A 16,593-nucleotide genomic window follows, 5' to 3' on the forward strand; every position below is an offset into this window, starting at 1 on the left:
ATGCCAGTTGAAAGGCTGCCAAATAGCTTACCGGCTTCGGTATCCAGATCGAAGGATCGATAGACACCCCGATAGCAGGCGGACTCAGATTCTTGTGCGCCGGAAGTCATCATGGCTGCTTTGATCTCCAGTAATTTTGCGGGGCAATGCGATCGACCGGGTCGTCACTATCGCCAGATTCATTCCGAACCTCCTCCACACCGTGATTCAAACGAGGGGATAGCGAGATATCCTGCCCTCTGTCAACGGCGGAGTAAAAGTCGGCCATTGGGCGGCGCAAAATCAGGCCGGGTGATCCGTGTGCTGGCGAGCGCCGCGAGGGCGTAGCCCGAGTGGGGGTCGCCAACACACGGATGGTCTTTTCTGTCAGGGGTTGGAGCGTGCCTTGCGCGCCTGGCTTTGGGCCAGACGATAGCTCTCTCCGTTCATCTCGAGTATGGAGACGTGGTGGGTAAGCCGGTCGAGGAGCGCGCCTGTCAGGCGCTCGGAGCCGAACGTTTCGGTCCACTCGTCGAACGGCAAGTTGCTGGTGATCAGCGTCGAGCCGCGCTCGTAACGCTGCGAGATCAGCTCGAACAGCAGTTCCGCGCCGGTTTTCGAGAGCGGCACGAACCCCAGTTCATCGATGATGAGGAGCTTGTATCCGGCCATTTGCTTGTGGAGGCGCAGAAGGCGGCGTTCGTCGCGTGCCTCCATCATCGCGCTGACCAGCGCGGACGCGGTGGTGAAGCCGACCGTCAGGCCCTTCTGGCAGGCGGCAAGGCCGAGGCCGATCGCCACATGGGTCTTGCCGGTTCCCGAGGGACCAAGGGCTATGACGTTCTCGCGGCGGTGATCCAGTCGCAGCGTGCCAGTTCCAGCACCTGCATCTTGTTGAGCTTGGGGATCGCGGCAAAGTCGAAGCTGTCGAGGCTCTTGGCGGCCGGGAACTTCGCAGCCTTGATCCGGCGCTCGACCATCCGGCCGGGCGTTCCCGGTCGATCAGCTCCAGTTCGACAAGCCGGGCAAGGTAGCGGACGTGATCTGCGCCCTCGGCCGCGCATCGCCGGGCCAGCTTGTCATGCTCGCGCAGGAAGGTTGGTAGCTTGAGCGTCTTGAGGTGGCTGGCCAGTAACAGCTCGGGGACGGACTGCTCATGCCGCATCCTTCGCATCGCCCGAGAGCAACTGCATGTAGGAGCGCGCCGATGTCGTCTCCACCCTGGCTCTGGGCAGATAGGGATAGATCGCCATGTCCAATCGGGGTGGTCGGCGCTCCACCCGGCACAGCAGGAGATGCTTCACGGCATCAAAGCCGATCGCCCCGATATCGAGAGCCTGCTTTACGGCCGCATGCAGATCGGCAAGCGTGAAGCTCTCCAGCAGACGCAGCACCTGCCATACTCGCGCCGACCATGCTTGCCCATACGAGCTTCCATGAGGCGGCGCAGCGTTGCAAACGCTTCGGGCAGGTGCCAGCCTTGCAGGGGCGCTGCCTGATCGAGCGCATTGATCTTCTGTTCGATCAGGGGAAGGTAATGGATGGGATCGAAGATCACGTCCCTCGCTCGTAGCTGCGCACATGACGGGCAATGACCTCGCCCCGGCAGCCGATCACCACCTCGCCGACATAGCCCCGGATCCATACCTCCTGATGGCCGAAGCGCACCGGCACCGAGTAATCATTGGTCCGGTAACGCACCAGCGCCTGCGACGAGACCTGGCCGCTGGTCTGGTCACAAGCCTCGAACGGGGCAGCCGGCAGTTCCTGCATCGCCGCCAGATCGCGCTTCAGCCTCTCGCCGATCGTCTCGCTCTCGCCCCGCAGCCGGTCGTTCTGACGCTTGCGGCATTGCTCCTCGAGCCACAGGTTGAACGCCTCCCACGTCGCGAACCGGGGGATCGGCACCATGAAGTTGCGGCGAGCATAACCGACCAGCCCTTCAACACTGCCTTTGTCGTTCCCCCTGCCGGGACGGCCGTAACGATCGCGGATCAGGTAATGCGACAGGAAGCCGCTGAACAGCCGGGCGCGCTGCCTCGTGCCGTCGGGCAGGATCTTCGAGACCAGGCAGCGGTCGTTATCGTAGACGATCGACAGCGGCACCGCGCCGAAAAACGCGAAGGCGTGCACGTGGCCGTCCATCCATGCCTCGGCAACGGCAGCGGGATAGGCGCGCACGTAGCAGGCGTCGCTGTGCGGTAGATCGAGCACGAAGAAATGCGCCTTCTGCACAACACCGCCGATCTCGACCATGGCCTCACCAAAATCTGCCTGGGCATGGCCGGGCGCATGCGCCAGCGGCACGAACATCTCCCGGCTGCGCTGCTCGCGCTGTCGGATGTAATCCTTGATGATCGTGTAGCCGCCGGTGAAACCGTGCTCTTCGCGAAGGCGGTCAAATACCCGCTTCGCCGTATGACGCTGCTTGCGCGGAACCTGACGGTCACCATCAAGCCATGCATCGATGATCGGAACGAACGCTTCCAGCTTGGGCCGCCGCACCGCCGCCGTCCGGCGGTAACCGGGGGGCTCCGAATACGACAGCATCTTGCGGACCGTGTCGCGCGATACGTTGAAATGCTTCGCCGCCTCACGCTGGCTCATGCCGCCCGCGCAAGCAAGACGCACCTTCAGGTAAAGATCCACGGTATATATCTCCACGCCCTCCCTGCTCGCGCAAAGAAGGCAAAGTGGACGACTTTTACGCCGCCCGCAGCAGCACTTCGCCGCCGCCACCGTGGTCTAATTTTGCACCGCCGTTCTCAGGCGCCGCCGAGGTCAAGCTGGTCAGTTTCCAGACCGCAGATGCCGGCAATGCCACGCGCGTCGCTAAGGGAACGACCACCTTCAGCGACAGCATCAACTATCTGCCGCCCAACAGCTTCGCCAGTGCCAAGGTCATAGTCGGCGTTGACGCGAGCGCCGGCGTCAACAGCCAGACCGACCCCTTGCCGGTCGTGCTTCGCGTCACTGGCCCGGCCCGTTCCGTCTATCAGAACGGGCGCCTCCTAACGACCAAGATCGAAGGCTGCCTCGTGAACGGTGCCGCCCGCGGCGAGCTCTCGAGCGAGAAGGTCTACGTCAAACTGCAAAAGATGACGTGCCCGCAGCCTGGCGGGCGCTACGCCGTCTCCGAGGTCAAGGGGTTCATCGCCTTTGGCGGCAAGACAGGGGTGCGCGGCCGAGTGGTCAGCCGGGAAGGCTCGCTTGCCATGCAGGCGTTTCTGGCCGGTCTGGTCAGTGGTGGCGGCAACGCTCTCAACACCGCTTTCAATCAGCCGCTCGCCAGCATCAGCACCGACGGGGAGGGGGGCGTCAACCGCACGCCCAACTTCGGCAGCGTCGGCCTGCGCGCGCTCGGCGGCGGTGCCGCGGAATCGGGCAAGGACGTCTCGAAATATCTGATCGAGCGGGCCGAGCAATATCAGCCCGTGATCGAGATGCCGACCGGCATCGATGTCGAAATCGTTTTCCTGGAGGGTGTCTATGTCCGCAATTGATCGTCTGCGAAAGCTGCGCGCGTTCGCTCGCCCGGCGCCGATTGTAGCGGCCGCTGCCGCGCTCGGCGTTGCCGGAATCGCTCTTGCAGCCGATGTCGCCGGCAAGGATGACGCCAAGGTCAGCCTGCTCCTGAAGACCAGGCTTCCGAAGACGCCGATCAACAAGCTCGATTGCGATAAGATCGACGGGCTGTGCGAAGTCACCTCGGGCGCGAACCTCTTCTACGTCAATCATGGCGCGCGCTATCTGATCATCGGTCGTGTCTACGATATGGAGACGCGTCAAGACCTGACCGCGGCGCGGCTGCTCGAGATCAATCCGGACATGCTGGTGGGCGGGGCCGCCAAGGCGAACGCCGCGGTATCCGATGACGGCGAGGCTGGCGAAATCGCAGCGACGGCGCGCGGTGTCGGCAAGACATCCGCGCCGGTCCGCCCCGTCTCGCTCAACCTGTCTGGGCTTCCGGCCGACGGGGCCATTGTCTGGGGCAACCGGTCGGCCAAACAGAGCATCACCATCTTCACGGACTTCCGTTGCGGTTATTGCAGGGCGCTCGCCAGCGTCTTGCGCGGCATGGATGTGAAGGTGGTCGAGCGTCCGATCTCGGTCCTCGGTAGCCGCGACATCGCCGACCGCGTCTATTGCTCCAAAAACCAGGAACAGGCGCTGCATGCCGCCTATGCCGGTGAGCCATTCAAAGCGCCGGCGAGCTGCGACACCAAGGGGCTCGATGCAAACGAGCGCTTCGCGCGCGAGCATGGGCTTAATGCGACGCCAATCATCGTTCGGGGTGATGGCGCCGTCCTGGAAGGATATCGGCCCAAGGAGTTTCTCGAGGCCTGGCTGCAGGGGACGCGGTCGTGACGGCGCGGCACGCCCTGTCGCTGCGCGGCTGCGCGATCGCCGCTCTGTCCCTGCTTGGCGGGTGCGCCACGTTCGGCAGCAATGTGAAGGGAAGTTTTTCCTGTAAAGCGCCCGATGGCATCTGCGCGCCATCGTCCTCGATCGACGATCGAGCACTCGCGATGATCACCGGAGAGGGCACTGTCGAGCGTTCATCGCCGGCCAGCAGCGGGCCGGCCAGGCAGTCTGCACCCAGATCCTCGCACATCGCCTTTTTAGGACAAGCGCCGGCACCTCAGATCGATGCGCGCCGTACCCAGGAGCGCGTGCTGCGCATTGTCTTTCAGCCATATATCGATGAGCGTGGCCGCCTTCATGAGGTGACGGCAGTCCATGCCGTGGTGCAAAGCGGGGAATGGCAACAACAATTCCTCGTCAATGCAACAGCGATACCGGACCGAGATGCGATTGTCGCTGCTGAGCAGCCGGAATCGCTCGCCGAAGCGGTCGATCGAGCGGAACTGGCAAGCCGAGCGACGGGCGGCGTCGACCCCAATCTACCCGATCCTGCGGCCGTCGCGGCAGCCCGCGCCCGTGCAGCCGACCCGGTCAAAGCGATCAAGGACGATGTTGCGACCCGTCTAGCCCCCAAGGCGGGCCGCACACCGACGCCCCCGGCCACTAACGTCTCCTCCAGGCGCGCGGAATCGCGCAGCGTCGAGGGAGCAGTGCCGGGGGCGCCGACTATCGAAGCGAAGGTGCCGCCGCTCGCAACGGCAGACAAAGCCTCGGCCGGGACCGCCCCGGCGCCGGAGGGCGCAGACAGTGCGACCGCGATCGGCGAAGCAATCACGCGGGTGAGAGGCTCTACCGAATACCAGGCGCGCTCGGCTCAGGCAGCGAGCGACGCGAAGGCAGCAGCTCTGACCGGATCGACGCCGACACCCGAGCCCAAGACGAAGCCCACCGTGCGCGCGGCGAACTTCCCGGCCGCTGCTCCAGAGGAAAATTGAGATGGCGAGCGGCTTCCTCGATGAGTTGCTGTCCGGTATCTTCGGCGACAGCAAGCGACCGGACACCCAGCGGCCGGACCTGGTGGTCCCGATGCTTGCGCATTGGCTCCCTTATCGAAGCTTCGACCCGAAGACCGGTATCTTCTACAATAGCGCCTCGCGCGGCTTCGTGATCGAGGCCGCGCCGCTGGTCGGCGCGGACGAGCGGACGGGTGAGATCCTGGCGCAGTTCCTGTCCGAAGGCATTCCCGCGCCCGGCTGCCTTCAGATTCACCAATGGATGTCGCCGCGCATCGGCGAGCAGCTCTCGAAATGGTATCTGCCCCGCTACTCGGCGCGCGGCGTTTACGAACGGATGGCCAAGCACCGGGTCGACTTCCTGACGGACGGCGTCTGGAATTCGCTTTCAGCCGACGCGCCGTTTTGCCTTCGCCATCATCGGGTCGCGATATCCTACTCGACGCCGGAGTCCTCAAACATCACGATCGAGCAGATCGTATCGCTCATGGACGGGCTGATCTCGGCTCTTCAATCGGTGAACGTATCCGCCCGCAAGATGGACCCGGTCGCGCTCATCGGCTGGATCGACGATATCACGTCGCCGACCACCGCCGCTGGCGACGATGCGGTGAGCTACAACCCTCTCGACCCGATCGCCGATCAGGCGATCCGAAGGGATATCGAGCTGCATATCGAGCCGGACCGCATGTTGCTGCGGACCGAGCGCTTCCGGCCGACCGGAAAAACGCTGAAGGGCGCGCCGGAGATCGGGGAGATCTACCCCGACGTGTTCGATGTGCGCTCCTTCTCGGTGCGCAACCTGCCCACGCGCTGGGCGCCATGGGACGTAACCCGGCTGATCGGCGACATCTTTACCGACAAGCTGCGCATGCCATGCCCCGTATCGACCAACCTGTGCATCGAGTTCCCGGACCCGCAGGCGTCGACCAACAAGGCCAGCTACAAGTTCATGCGAACGACCAGCCTGGCCGATTCCAAATCGTCCCGCTTCCTGCCGCAGCTCCGCGAGCAGTCGCAGGAGTGGCGACACGTCAATGAAGAGATCCGGCAGGGCAGGAAGCTCGTGCGCGTGTTCTTCAGCGTCACGTCGTTCTCGCCGAAAGGGCAGGGCGACAGCAACGAGCGAGTGCTGAAGTCGGTCTACCGTGCGGCGGGCTGGGATCTTCTCGATGACCGCTACCTGCAGGTGATGGGTCTGTTGTGCGCGATGCCCATGACGATGGCCAATGGCCTGTCAAAGGATCTCGAGCGCATGAAGCGGATGCGCACTCTGCTCACGACGACGGCCGCAAATCTCGCGCCGCTGCAGGGGGAATATCTCGGCGGAAGCATTCCCCACCTGCTGCTGATCGGCCGGCGCGGACAGCCCTTCTTCTGGAGCCCCTTCGAGAATGCCGCCGGCAATCACAACGTCGCCGTGTTCGGCAAATCGGGCTCCGGCAAGTCGGTCGCGCTGCAGGAATTATGCGGCTCGCTCTGCGGTGCCGGCGCGCGAGTGGTCGTGATCGACGACGGGCGTTCGTTCGAGCATTCGGCCAAACTTCAGGGCGGCGCCTTTGTCGAGTTCACCATGAGCTCGGGCTTCTGTCTCAATCCCTTCTCGATGATCGACGAGGCCCAGGCCGCCGAAGACGAGGACTATCTCCTCGACTGCATGGCAATGCTGAAGGCCATCATCAATCAGATGTCCCGGCATATCAACCTGCTCGACGACACCGAGCGCGGGCTGATCGACGGTGCCGTGAACCAGGTCTGGGAGGCGCACGGCAGCCGCGGCTCGATCGATCTTGTCATCGAGGCGCTCGAGGCAACCGGAAACGGGCTGGCCGCGAACCTTGCGATCGCGATGCGGCCCTTCTCGTCGGGCGGCACCTACGGCCGCTTCTTTCAGGGCGAGGTCTCGTTCGAACTTTCGGCCCAGCTCACGGTCTTCGAGCTCTCCGATCTGTCTGCCCGTGAGGAGCTGCGCAGCGTCGTCCTGACGGCGATCATGTTCATGTCGCAGCAGATGATGCGCAAGCTGGATCGTTCGATCCCGAAAGCGCTACTCCTCGACGAAGCATGGCAGATGCTCCGCGGCGGGGCGATGGCCGATTTCATCGAGACCTACGCGCGTACCTGCCGGAAATATGGCGCATCGCTGGTCACGGCGACGCAATCGCTGAACGACTATTACAAATCGGCCGGATCGGTCGCGGCGCTCGAAAATTCCGACTGGTTCGTGATCCTCCAGCAAAAGCCGGAGACGATCGCAGACTTCAAGAAGCATGACCGCTTCGAGATGGACGATCACACCGATGCGCTGTTGCGATCCTTGAAGCGCAACGGCTTCGAATATTCGGACATCATGATCAAAGGGCCCGACACCCTCGCTGTCGGCCGCCTGGTCCTCGACCCCTATTCCGCAGCGCTGTTCTCCTCGAGTCCGAAGACTTTTGCGGCGATCGACGCTCTGATCGCCGAGGGCCTCAGCATGGACGAGGCGATCGAGCGGATCGCGTTTCCGAACAATCCCGAAAAGTGGGTCAGCAATCTCGTCCCGGAGGACGAGATCGCGATCGCGGCGGAGTAGCAGGGATGGCGACGCATCCGGTCCCGACCACCGCCCGGCGATACATCGGGTTCACGCGCCATGAATGGCAGACCATGCTTCATTTCCTGCTGCATGGGCTCGGCTTTGTCGCGTCGACGATGCTCATCACCTGGGGCCTCTTCTGCCTCTTCTTCCTCGCGATCGGCGGCTTCTCGTTCGATGGTTTCGTCCATCAGCTCAATAATTTCACGACGCGCTACGTTGCCGCGGACCCGGCGCGCACCGCCGCCTTCCTCAACATGTTCGCGATCGCGCACATGATCCTTTCCACCGCCGTCGTCGCTCTTCGCGCCAATCGCATCCTTCCGCAGCGTGCGGATGAGGGAGTTCCGCCTCATGGCTGACCAACCCCAACTCGACCTTCCTCCCCCTTCCGCGCCTGAGACCCGAGCAGCGAAGCGCAGGGTCGGTTTTGGCGGCTTCACGCGCGTCCAGATGCTGATCCTGTTGCTGCTCGTCGCTGCGATCATCTGGGGAATGTGGGTGACGCGGGCACTGACCCAGTCGAAACAAGACCATATCGTTTCGGCACGGTTGTCGGCGCTGGTCGGCGACTATGTCGAGGCACAGCGCTTCTCAGGCTCGCCGCCCGACCGCGTGCGCGCCGAGATGCAGGCGTTCATGTCCTCGCTCGACAAGGAACTGCAGCGCAGGAGCCAAGACGGCCAGATCGTGCTTGTCGGTGAAGCCGTGCTCACCAAGAACGTGCCGGACATCACCGACAGCCTGAAAAAGGCGGTCTTTGCCTCGGGCGTTCCCGAACCCAAGCGTATGTCCGTCGAGGAATTGCAGCGGATGCAGGAGCTCTCGGCTGCCCAATCGGCGCTGGCCGCCTCGCGTGCAGCACCGCTGGCGGCGCCGGGGGCAACCATCGATCCGATGGCTGGCGTCCCCGGCGCCAGCCCTCAGGTGCCCGCGGGCCAGGCTTTTCCGGCCCAGCCAATCCCGCCGCAGATTCCCGGTGCGTCCGTCTCGACGTTCGGAGGACCTGATGGCAACGGCGGCCAATAGGGTGGAAGCCCTGCGTTGGCGTCCCCGCACGCGCATGTGGGGGATGCTGGCGGTGGCCGTCGCCGGGACGCTTGGCTTCGGCGCGATCGGCGAATGGCGTGATGGCCACGCCCTTTTGATCAACACGACGGACTCGCTCCCGAATTGGGCGTTTCTCATCCAGCGCCACAAGCTGCCGGCACGCGGCGACTATGTGTTCTTCGATCCGCCGCCCGGCGAGCTCCTCCGCCGCCATTTCGGCGCGAAGCCACAGATGTTCGGGAAGATCGCCTACGGCGTGCCCGGCGACATCATCAGCCATATCGGCCGGACGGTCGCCGTGAATGGTCACCCGGTCGCGCAGATGAAGCCCTTCACACGCTTCGGCGAGCCGCTGACTCCTGGCGCCACCGGACGGGTGCCGGCCGGATGCTATTTCGCGGCGACGCCTCACAAGGACGGCTTCGACAGCCGTTACGGCGAAATTGGCTTCGTCTGCGGGCGCCAGATCATTGGGACAGGGGAGCCAATCCTATGAGGATGCTTGTCACGAGCTGCGTGTGCGCGGTTGCGGCGCTAGGCGCGGCGCTCGTCTTTCCCCCGATGCGGTCGGAAGCGAAGGATTATGGCCAGGCGGCACAGGCATTTCCGGTGATCGAGCCGGATCTGCTTTCGACGATCGAAGCCCGACTGCGCAGGGCCGAGGCGAGTGGCGAACTCGCGCGCACCAATGAGATGTTTGCCAAGCGCGTCGAGGCGAAGGTTCGGCGTCCTGATCCCGTGGCGGGGATAACCGCGGCGCGAGCGGCCCGAAGCTGGGACTTCGATCCTTCGGTCATGATGGAGCGCGACATTCGCGATCAGAAAGGAAACCTGATCGCCGCGGCCGGCCAGCGTATCAATCCGCTCGACTTCGTCTCGGTCCGACAGGACCTCGTCTTCATCGATGGTGACGACCCCGCGCAGACGGCGTGGGCCATCGAGCATTACTCCGACATCAAGGCCAAGATCATCCTGGTCAATGGCTCGCCGGTCGAGCTGATGACCGCGAAAAAGCGGCGTTTCTATTTCGACCAGGCAGGCAAGCTCACGACCCGGTTCGGCATCGAGCACACACCGGCAATCGTCACCCAGGCCGGCAGGGTGATGCGCGTGTCCGAAGTCGCGCTCAAGCCCGGAAAAACAGGCTGATGCCACCTTGGCTAGACATGCTTCGCACGCCGATGGCGGCCCCCGAGACCGGCGCGCTGCGACGTCTGCGCCTGATTTGGCAGATGCTTTGTCTGATGCTCGGCGCCGCGATTATTGGCCTGCAGCCGCTATCGCTCGCCTTCGGGCGGGCGGCGCCATGCGCGATCGCAGTACTTCTGCTTGCCAATATCTGCACGACCGCCGTCTACCTCGCGCGGAAGCATCGCGCCGACACCTCATTTCTGGAAGCAAGCGGGGAGGAGCAATGATGCATAGCGCGCGATGGGCTCTGCGGCTCCTCCTGACGATGATCGCCGCCTTCATTCTCGCGCCGAGCGCTCAGGCCGCGGGACCGACCTGTCACGGGAAGTTCGTCAACCCGATCACCGATGTCTGTTGGTCGTGCCTCTTCCCGCTGTCGGTGGGCGGCCTCAAGATCTGGCCGAGCGGCCGGCCGGATACAGCCAATCCGGCTTCGCCTATTTGCGCCTGCGGCAGCCCCATTCCTCGGATCGGTATCTCCGTCGGTTTCTGGGAACCAGCGCGCCTCGCGGACGTGACCATGAAGCCTTGGTGCTTTCCGAACCTTGGTGGTATCCGCATCGCACCCGGCTTCGACATCGGACAGGGCTATTTGGCCGGCCCGTCGATGGTGGGCGGCCGCTCCCAGAGCACGGCCAAATGGCACGTCCATTGGTATGTGTACCCGCTCCTCTACTGGATGGAAATCCTGACCGACTTCGTCTGCTTCGAGCAGGCAAGTTTCGATATCGCGTACATGACCGAGATCGACCCGCTCTGGCAGGACGACTCGCTGACAGCACTCATCAACCCGGAAGCCATCGTTTTTGCCAATCCGATCGCCCAGGTTGCCTGCGCCGGAGACTGCATCGCCGGCACCGCCCATTTGCCGCTCGATCCGCTATTCTGGTGCGCTGGCTGCCAGGGCAGCATGTATCCGCTCAATGGAAACGTGCCGTCGTCGATCGGCCACGTTCAGTCCTCGCGGCTCGCGCTGTCGCGCTTTGCGTACAAGATGCACCGCGAGGCGCTGGCGTGGGGAACGATGGGGTCGGCGGGCCTCTGCAAGAAGTACCTCATGCCGATCATGCGGAAGCAGCAATACCGCTTTCAGATGGTCAATCCGATCCCGACCGTGAGCGGTCGCTTCGCTTGCTCCGCGATCGGGGCATCCACCATGCCGCCCGACGCAGGCCGCGCCTATCCCGCCGGTGGCGAGGACATGGGCTACCTGGTCTGGCGCAAACGCAACTGCTGCGTTCTCTAGGGGGGCCTTTCGATGCGCGGATATCTTTGGGCTTCTACTGCTGTTCTCGGCATCGCCAGCATATCGGCGGTGCTTGCGCAGAGCGTCGATGGGATCGACGTTCAGGCGATCAAGAAGCGCTCAGCCGAGCTTCAGGCTGATGCCGAGGCGTTCGTCAATCAGGTGAAGGACAGGGGTGATGCGTTCCGCGAGGAGGCGGCCAATGTGAATGACGGTGGCATGGCCAACATGCAGCGCGTTGCGAAGACCGATCTGCCCAAGGGGCCCGCTGGTCCGGTCGACTTCGACGAAATCGTAGCGGGCGCCGCGTCGAACGCGACGGTGGGGAAGGGCGAAGCACCCCAGTTCATAGTGTTTGCCAGCCTGTCGATGCCGCCACAGGCGCTCAAGCAATTGATCGGCGATACCGCGCGCGCGGGCGGTGTGGTCGTCTTCCGGGGCTTTCCGAACAATTCGATGAAGGAGTTTTCGTCCGCCCTCGGGAAGATCGTGACCCGGCAGGACGATTTCGCCAATGTCGGTATTGATCCGCGCCTCTTCCGCGCTTTCGACGTCCAAGCTGTTCCGACCTATATCGCCGTCTCGTCCGATTTCGACCTTTGCGCCGGTTTCTCGTGCCAGACCAAGGTTCCGCCCCACGACCGTCTCATTGGCAACGTCTCGGTTGAATATGCGCTCGAGCAGTTTGCCGAGGGGAATGGCCCGGGTGCCCGCGTCGCCGCCGTTGGGCTCTCCAACATGCGCAAGGTCAATCGGTGAGGTCGATCCCCGCCTCGGCTGCGCTCGTTGTCGCGCTGATGGTCGTAACGCCGGCGCTGGCGCAAACGACCGTCGAGGAGGCGCGGGAGCAGGGCAAGGAGCTCGGCACCCAGAAGCGCAACGATCCGACGCTCGTACCGTCGAGTGACGCCCAGGCGGCAGCGGTCCCCGGCTATTCCGGCCCGAGCCTGCCCGAAGGTTCCTATTTCGACGATCCCGAGCGACTTGAGGCGGCCGGTCAATCGGCGAAGTCCTCGAACGAGCAATATCGCATCACGACGGACGCCGATCGGACGCGCGCGACGTTCAGCAATTCGGAGATCTTGGCGGCCACGCAGAGGGCGACGTCGGTTGAGAACGATCCATCCACCTATCTGGCCGGTGAAGATTATAGCGGCGGTGGCGGGTCTTGTGTGCCGTTGCCACCGGCGGTTGGGAACGCAGGCTACTACGAAGCGACCTGCAATCAGGGCACGAAGATCGAGGACCAGCCGCGCTCCTGCTCGATCACGATGGTGCCGGAGACGACGACGGTCGACGCCTTCAAATTCTTTGTGGTTCCCAACAGCGCCTACGGCACCCCGTTCGCACGGTACGATTCGATGGCGCCGCATATAACGGCCGGGACATGCCGTCCGACTGGCGTGGTGATGCAGGCGTGCGCCGCCCATCGCATCTACGGCGTTTCGACGAACAAATTTTGCGACGATTACAACGCCACCGAATATGTTTGCTCCCAGGACCTGACGGGAATTGCCTTCCTCCCTAGCCCGATTACCGGACGGGATTGGCATGCCAAAACGACCGACACGCAGGTCACCGTCAAGAGGGCCGACGGCTGTGGACATCTTACAGCGGATGCCATGTGCACGGCCGATCCTGCGGGGGAGATTTGCACCGAGGGCCCGGAGACCCGCGTCATCAATGGGGTGCCGATAACCCAGGCATGCTGGGCGTGGAAAAGAGACTTCACCTGCCACACGCTGACTCCCGCCAGCGACTGCGGCGACCTCGAGAGCAATCGGGCCTGCACCTATTTGCGGACCGAATGCCTTGATGACGAACCGAACGGCGGCGCATGTCAGGTCGAAAACCGGGTTTATAAATGCCCGACGCCCTTGAGTGGGACCAGCGACGCACCGCAATATATTTGCGGCGACGATGTCTACTGCATCAACGGTGATTGCGAGCCGATCGTTCGCGAGGCGTCGACCGAATTCAAGGATGCGCTCGTCGCCTTGCATTCGATCGACCAGGCCGGTGAGGAGTTCGACGAGACCAATTTCACGGTCTTCAAGGGCAATCGCGAGACCTGTCACAAGCCGGTGTTCGGGCTCATCAACTGCTGCGCCGGCAAAACGTCAGGCCTGCTGACGGTCGGTGCAGGCGCAGCCGCACTGGCCGGCGGGCCTGCGGCGATCGCCGCGTTGGCGACGCCCTTCCTGACCCTGTTCGCTTGTTCGCAGGACGAGATGAAGCTCGACATCAAGGATCGGATGGGTCTGTGCCACAATCTCGGAACCTATTGCTCATCGAAGATCCTCGGCATCTGCACAACGAAGCGGACCGCCTATTGCTGCTTTGAAAGCAAGCTCAGCCGCGTGCTTCAGGAACAGGGCCGGCCACAGCTCGGCAAGCCTTGGGGGAGCGCCAAAAAGGAAACGTGTCAGGGCTTCACCGTCGACGAATTTGCCCGCCTCGACCTCTCCGTCATGAATTTCACCGAGGTGTATGCGGACTTCATGGATGCGGCGAAGCTGCCTGACGAAGTCCAGACGATGACGGACATCCAGGCGAAAATTCAGTCCTACTACGACCTCCACGGAAAATGAGGCGGGTCAGATGTGCACCACGCCGGGGGGAGGCCGTCCGAAGCCAGAAAGTCAGGGAGAATGATCATGTCGATGCCGCTTCTTGAGCTGCCCGTCATCGCGGCAGCGCTGCTGCTTCAGCCAGCGCACGAGAGCCCGTCGCCGCGCCCGCCGTGCGCCTCCCGGCACGCCGCAACGGTGGCCGATTGCTGTGTTCATTTACCGGATTGGGAAGCGCGCAAAGAAAGCCCGCCCCGCGAACGCCCTGCACAGTCGCCCGGTAAGGCCGAGGGAGGGACGGAACATGGCAATTCTTGACCGGACGGTGATCCTTGCGGCAGCTCTCTCGGCGGCGATTTGGGCGCCCGCGCTTGCCCAGGACGCGCCCGCGGCCCGAAATGATACCATCGAGCAGGATCGGCCGGACGAATTCTACTGCGGCGAGCGCAGGCTGGGGCAGTGGTTCTATTGCGCGAAGCCAAAGCCGATGGACAACGCCAAGCCGGCGACGCCTGTCGAAGCGGATCGCGCCACGGATCGGATCGCCGCGATCGCCAAGCAACTCGACGAGCTGAAGGCCAAGGCCATCCTCGAGCCGACGGAAGCGAACGTCATCAACTATATCCGCTTCCAGCGCGAACAGCTCGATCGCGCGTCGACATTCTCGGACACCTGGCAACGCGCGCTCTGGCAGAACCCGGACCTCGACTATACGCTGCAACGCCCGGTTTCGACGGTCGGCAAGCGTCTGTGGCTCGATAATCGGAAGGCCGACCGCGATGCTGTCCTCACCAGCCTCGGCCAGCGCTACGGGCTGTTCTATTTCTATGCCCAAAGTTGCGGCGCGTGCGAGGTGTTCGCGCCGATCCTGCGATCGGTCACCGATAGTCATCGGATGACGGTGATGGCCGTATCCATGGACGGCGGGCCGAGCAGGGATTTTCCGAATTACGTCGTCGATTCCGGGCAGCGGGCACGAATGGGTGTGCCGGGCAATGAAACGCCTGCGCTGGTCCTGTTCGATACCCAGACCAAGCGGACGATTCCGGTCGGCTACGGCGTGCTCAGCGCCGACGAAATCATGGACCGCATCTTCATGCTGACCAACACCAAGGTCGGGAGCGACTATTGATGACACAGGCAAAAAAGGGCGTCCTGCGCCGGAAGTTCGGCTCTGGTCTGGCGTTAATCGCAGCTTCCCATTTCGCGATCGTCGGCGTCGCGCACGCTGATGTCGCGTCTGAGATGAACGGCTTCTTCAACGATGCCGGTGGCGCCGCAAATGTCACCGGGCCGACGGCATTCCAGGGTCAGTCCGCGGGCTATTACTCGCTTGGCAACGTGTGGACCCGCTTTCCGCAGAAGAGCGTCTCGCCGTTCAATCTGCAGCTTCCGAGCGCGCGGGCGGGCTGCGGCGGCATCGACCTGTTCGCAGGCAGCTTCTCCTTCATCAACGCCTCGGAAATCGTGGCGATGTTGAAGGCGACCGCCAACAATGCCCTTGGTTTCGCCTTCAAGCTCGCGATCGATTCCGTTTCGCCAGAGATCGGGAAGGTAATGGATGAGTTCAGCCAGAAGGCGCAGCTTCTCAACCAGATGAATATATCGAGCTGCGAGACGGCGCAGGCGCTGGTCGGTGGAATCTGGCCGCAGATGGAAACCACCCGCTCGACGATCTGCGAGGCGGTCGGCAACAGCCAGGGCATATTCTCCGATTGGGCCGCTTCACGGCAAGGCTGCAACAACGGCAACCGCCGGGACAGCACAATCGCTGGCAATACCGATGCGAGCATGAAGGACCAGCTCGTCGGCGAGCCACACAACTACACTTGGGAGGCGCTGAAGAAGTCCGCCAAATTCGGGGCGTTCGACCAGTCATTCTCCGAATATATCATGACGCTCGTCGGCACGGTGATCACCACGCCATCAACCGATCCGAGCGTAGGCGGGAAGGTCATCATGTTCGGGCCCGCCGAGGAGGCGGTGGTTACGGCGCTGCTCGACGGCACGGCGAACGCACCGGCGGTGAAGATGCTCAAGTGCAACGACACGGATTGCTACGATGTCGGTGAGCAGACCCTGACGGTGCCGGCCTCGTCGGCGTTGCGGCCGCGGATCGCAGGGATGATCCGCTCGATGAGCAGCAAGATCAGGACGGACACCGCGCTCGACGGTTCGGAGAAGCAGCTCCTCAACCTCGCGACCGTACCGCTCTACAAGATCCTGTCAGTCCAGGCCTATGCGCATTACGCGCTGACCGACGGCGAAATCGAAACGCTCTCAGAGATCGTCGCAGTCGATCTGCTGGCCGCGATGCTCGATAACATGCTCGATCGCGTCGAGCAGGCGCAGACTCACTATCAGACGTTCGACCAGGCCACCGCGACGCAGTGGAAACAGCAAATCGCTGCGACGCGGCAGAAATTCGCGCAGCGTGACGTGAAGCTCTCCAACAAGCTGCAGGTGACGATGCAGATCATCGATCGCAGCATCATGCTCGAATCCACGCTCCAGAATTCGATGACGCCGGGCATGGCGTCCGCGCTCAATTTCTCGCGCGGGTTGAACGCACAAGGGCTGAATTAGGGCAGGGGAGCCGGC

At 63.2% G+C, this 16,593-nt stretch carries 13 protein-coding genes and 3 pseudogenes; 14 read left to right on the top strand and 2 right to left on the bottom strand.

Features of this window, described 5'->3' with window-relative positions; translation table 11 throughout:
* Nucleotides 1-366 precede the first annotated feature (366 nt).
* Nucleotides 367-1,144, bottom strand: a pseudogene (gene istB, locus HUK72_RS26580) (IS21-like element helper ATPase IstB).
* Nucleotides 1,134-2,586, bottom strand: a pseudogene (gene istA / locus HUK72_RS26585) (IS21 family transposase). Before istA ends, istB begins: the two co-directional pseudogenes overlap by 11 nt.
* Before the next feature lie 161 nt (nucleotides 2,587-2,747).
* Here istA and HUK72_RS26590 point away from each other — a divergent pair.
* The 14 genes and pseudogenes from HUK72_RS26590 to HUK72_RS26655 form a co-directional block, all read left to right on the top strand.
* Nucleotides 2,748-3,482 (top strand): annotated as a pseudogene (locus HUK72_RS26590) (TraB/VirB10 family protein); the annotation flags it as partial.
* A complete protein-coding gene (locus HUK72_RS26595; protein WP_066701138.1) occupies nucleotides 3,469-4,347 on the top strand; it encodes a DsbC family protein in 879 nt (292 codons plus the stop codon). The pseudogene HUK72_RS26590 and the gene HUK72_RS26595, both read left to right, overlap by 14 nt.
* Nucleotides 4,344-5,339, top strand: a complete 996-nt coding sequence (locus HUK72_RS26600) for a TraV family lipoprotein (RefSeq protein ID WP_066701137.1) — start codon at nucleotides 4,344-4,346, stop codon at nucleotides 5,337-5,339. The genes HUK72_RS26595 and HUK72_RS26600 overlap by 4 nt, the downstream gene beginning before the upstream one ends.
* Nucleotide 5,340: 1 nt before the next feature.
* Nucleotides 5,341-7,932 carry a type IV secretion system protein TraC gene (traC, locus tag HUK72_RS26605; RefSeq protein ID WP_066701136.1) on the top strand — a complete coding sequence of 864 codons (2,592 nt, stop codon included), beginning with the start codon at nucleotides 5,341-5,343 and terminating at the stop codon, nucleotides 7,930-7,932.
* A 5-nt stretch (nucleotides 7,933-7,937) separates the two neighbouring features.
* Complete coding sequence (locus tag HUK72_RS26610) at nucleotides 7,938-8,297, top strand: hypothetical protein (protein ID WP_066701135.1); 360 nt, start codon at nucleotides 7,938-7,940, stop codon at nucleotides 8,295-8,297.
* Nucleotides 8,290-8,964 (top strand): TrbI F-type domain-containing protein, encoded by a 675-nt coding sequence (locus HUK72_RS26615; protein WP_070936364.1) that lies wholly within the window; start codon nucleotides 8,290-8,292, stop codon nucleotides 8,962-8,964. The genes HUK72_RS26610 and HUK72_RS26615 overlap by 8 nt, the downstream gene beginning before the upstream one ends.
* Complete coding sequence (locus tag HUK72_RS26620) at nucleotides 8,945-9,481, top strand: S26 family signal peptidase (protein WP_066701133.1); 537 nt, start codon at nucleotides 8,945-8,947, stop codon at nucleotides 9,479-9,481. The genes HUK72_RS26615 and HUK72_RS26620 overlap by 20 nt, the downstream gene beginning before the upstream one ends.
* Complete coding sequence (gene traW / locus HUK72_RS26625; RefSeq protein ID WP_066701132.1) at nucleotides 9,478-10,134, top strand: type-F conjugative transfer system protein TraW; 657 nt, start codon at nucleotides 9,478-9,480, stop codon at nucleotides 10,132-10,134. Before HUK72_RS26620 ends, traW begins: the two co-directional genes overlap by 4 nt.
* Nucleotides 10,134-10,403, top strand: a complete 270-nt coding sequence (locus HUK72_RS26630; RefSeq protein ID WP_066701131.1) for a hypothetical protein — start codon at nucleotides 10,134-10,136, stop codon at nucleotides 10,401-10,403. The genes traW and HUK72_RS26630 overlap by 1 nt, the downstream gene beginning before the upstream one ends.
* Nucleotides 10,404-10,441: 38 nt before the next feature.
* Entirely contained in the window at nucleotides 10,442-11,422 is a 981-nt protein-coding gene (gene traU / locus HUK72_RS26635; protein WP_369806079.1) for a conjugal transfer pilus assembly protein TraU, read from the top strand.
* Between the two features lie 12 nt (nucleotides 11,423-11,434).
* Nucleotides 11,435-12,181: a type-F conjugative transfer system pilin assembly protein TrbC gene (trbC, locus tag HUK72_RS26640; protein WP_066701129.1), complete on the top strand. Its 747-nt coding sequence runs from the start codon at nucleotides 11,435-11,437 to the stop codon at nucleotides 12,179-12,181.
* A gap of 38 nt (nucleotides 12,182-12,219) precedes the next feature.
* Complete coding sequence (locus tag HUK72_RS26645; RefSeq protein WP_070936368.1) at nucleotides 12,220-14,013, top strand: conjugal transfer protein TraN; 1,794 nt, start codon at nucleotides 12,220-12,222, stop codon at nucleotides 14,011-14,013.
* 283 nt (nucleotides 14,014-14,296) lie between these two features.
* Nucleotides 14,297-15,124: a conjugal transfer protein TraF gene (locus HUK72_RS26650; RefSeq protein WP_083216030.1), complete on the top strand. Its 828-nt coding sequence runs from the start codon at nucleotides 14,297-14,299 to the stop codon at nucleotides 15,122-15,124.
* Nucleotides 15,124-16,578: a conjugal transfer protein TraH gene (locus HUK72_RS26655; RefSeq protein WP_066701128.1), complete on the top strand. Its 1,455-nt coding sequence runs from the start codon at nucleotides 15,124-15,126 to the stop codon at nucleotides 16,576-16,578. Before HUK72_RS26650 ends, HUK72_RS26655 begins: the two co-directional genes overlap by 1 nt.
* Nucleotides 16,579-16,593 lie beyond the last annotated feature (15 nt).

Origin of the sequence: Sphingobium sp. 15-1 (assembly GCF_013375535.1) — a bacterium.
GTDB classification, from domain to species: Bacteria; Pseudomonadota; Alphaproteobacteria; order Sphingomonadales; family Sphingomonadaceae; genus Sphingobium; species Sphingobium aromaticivastans.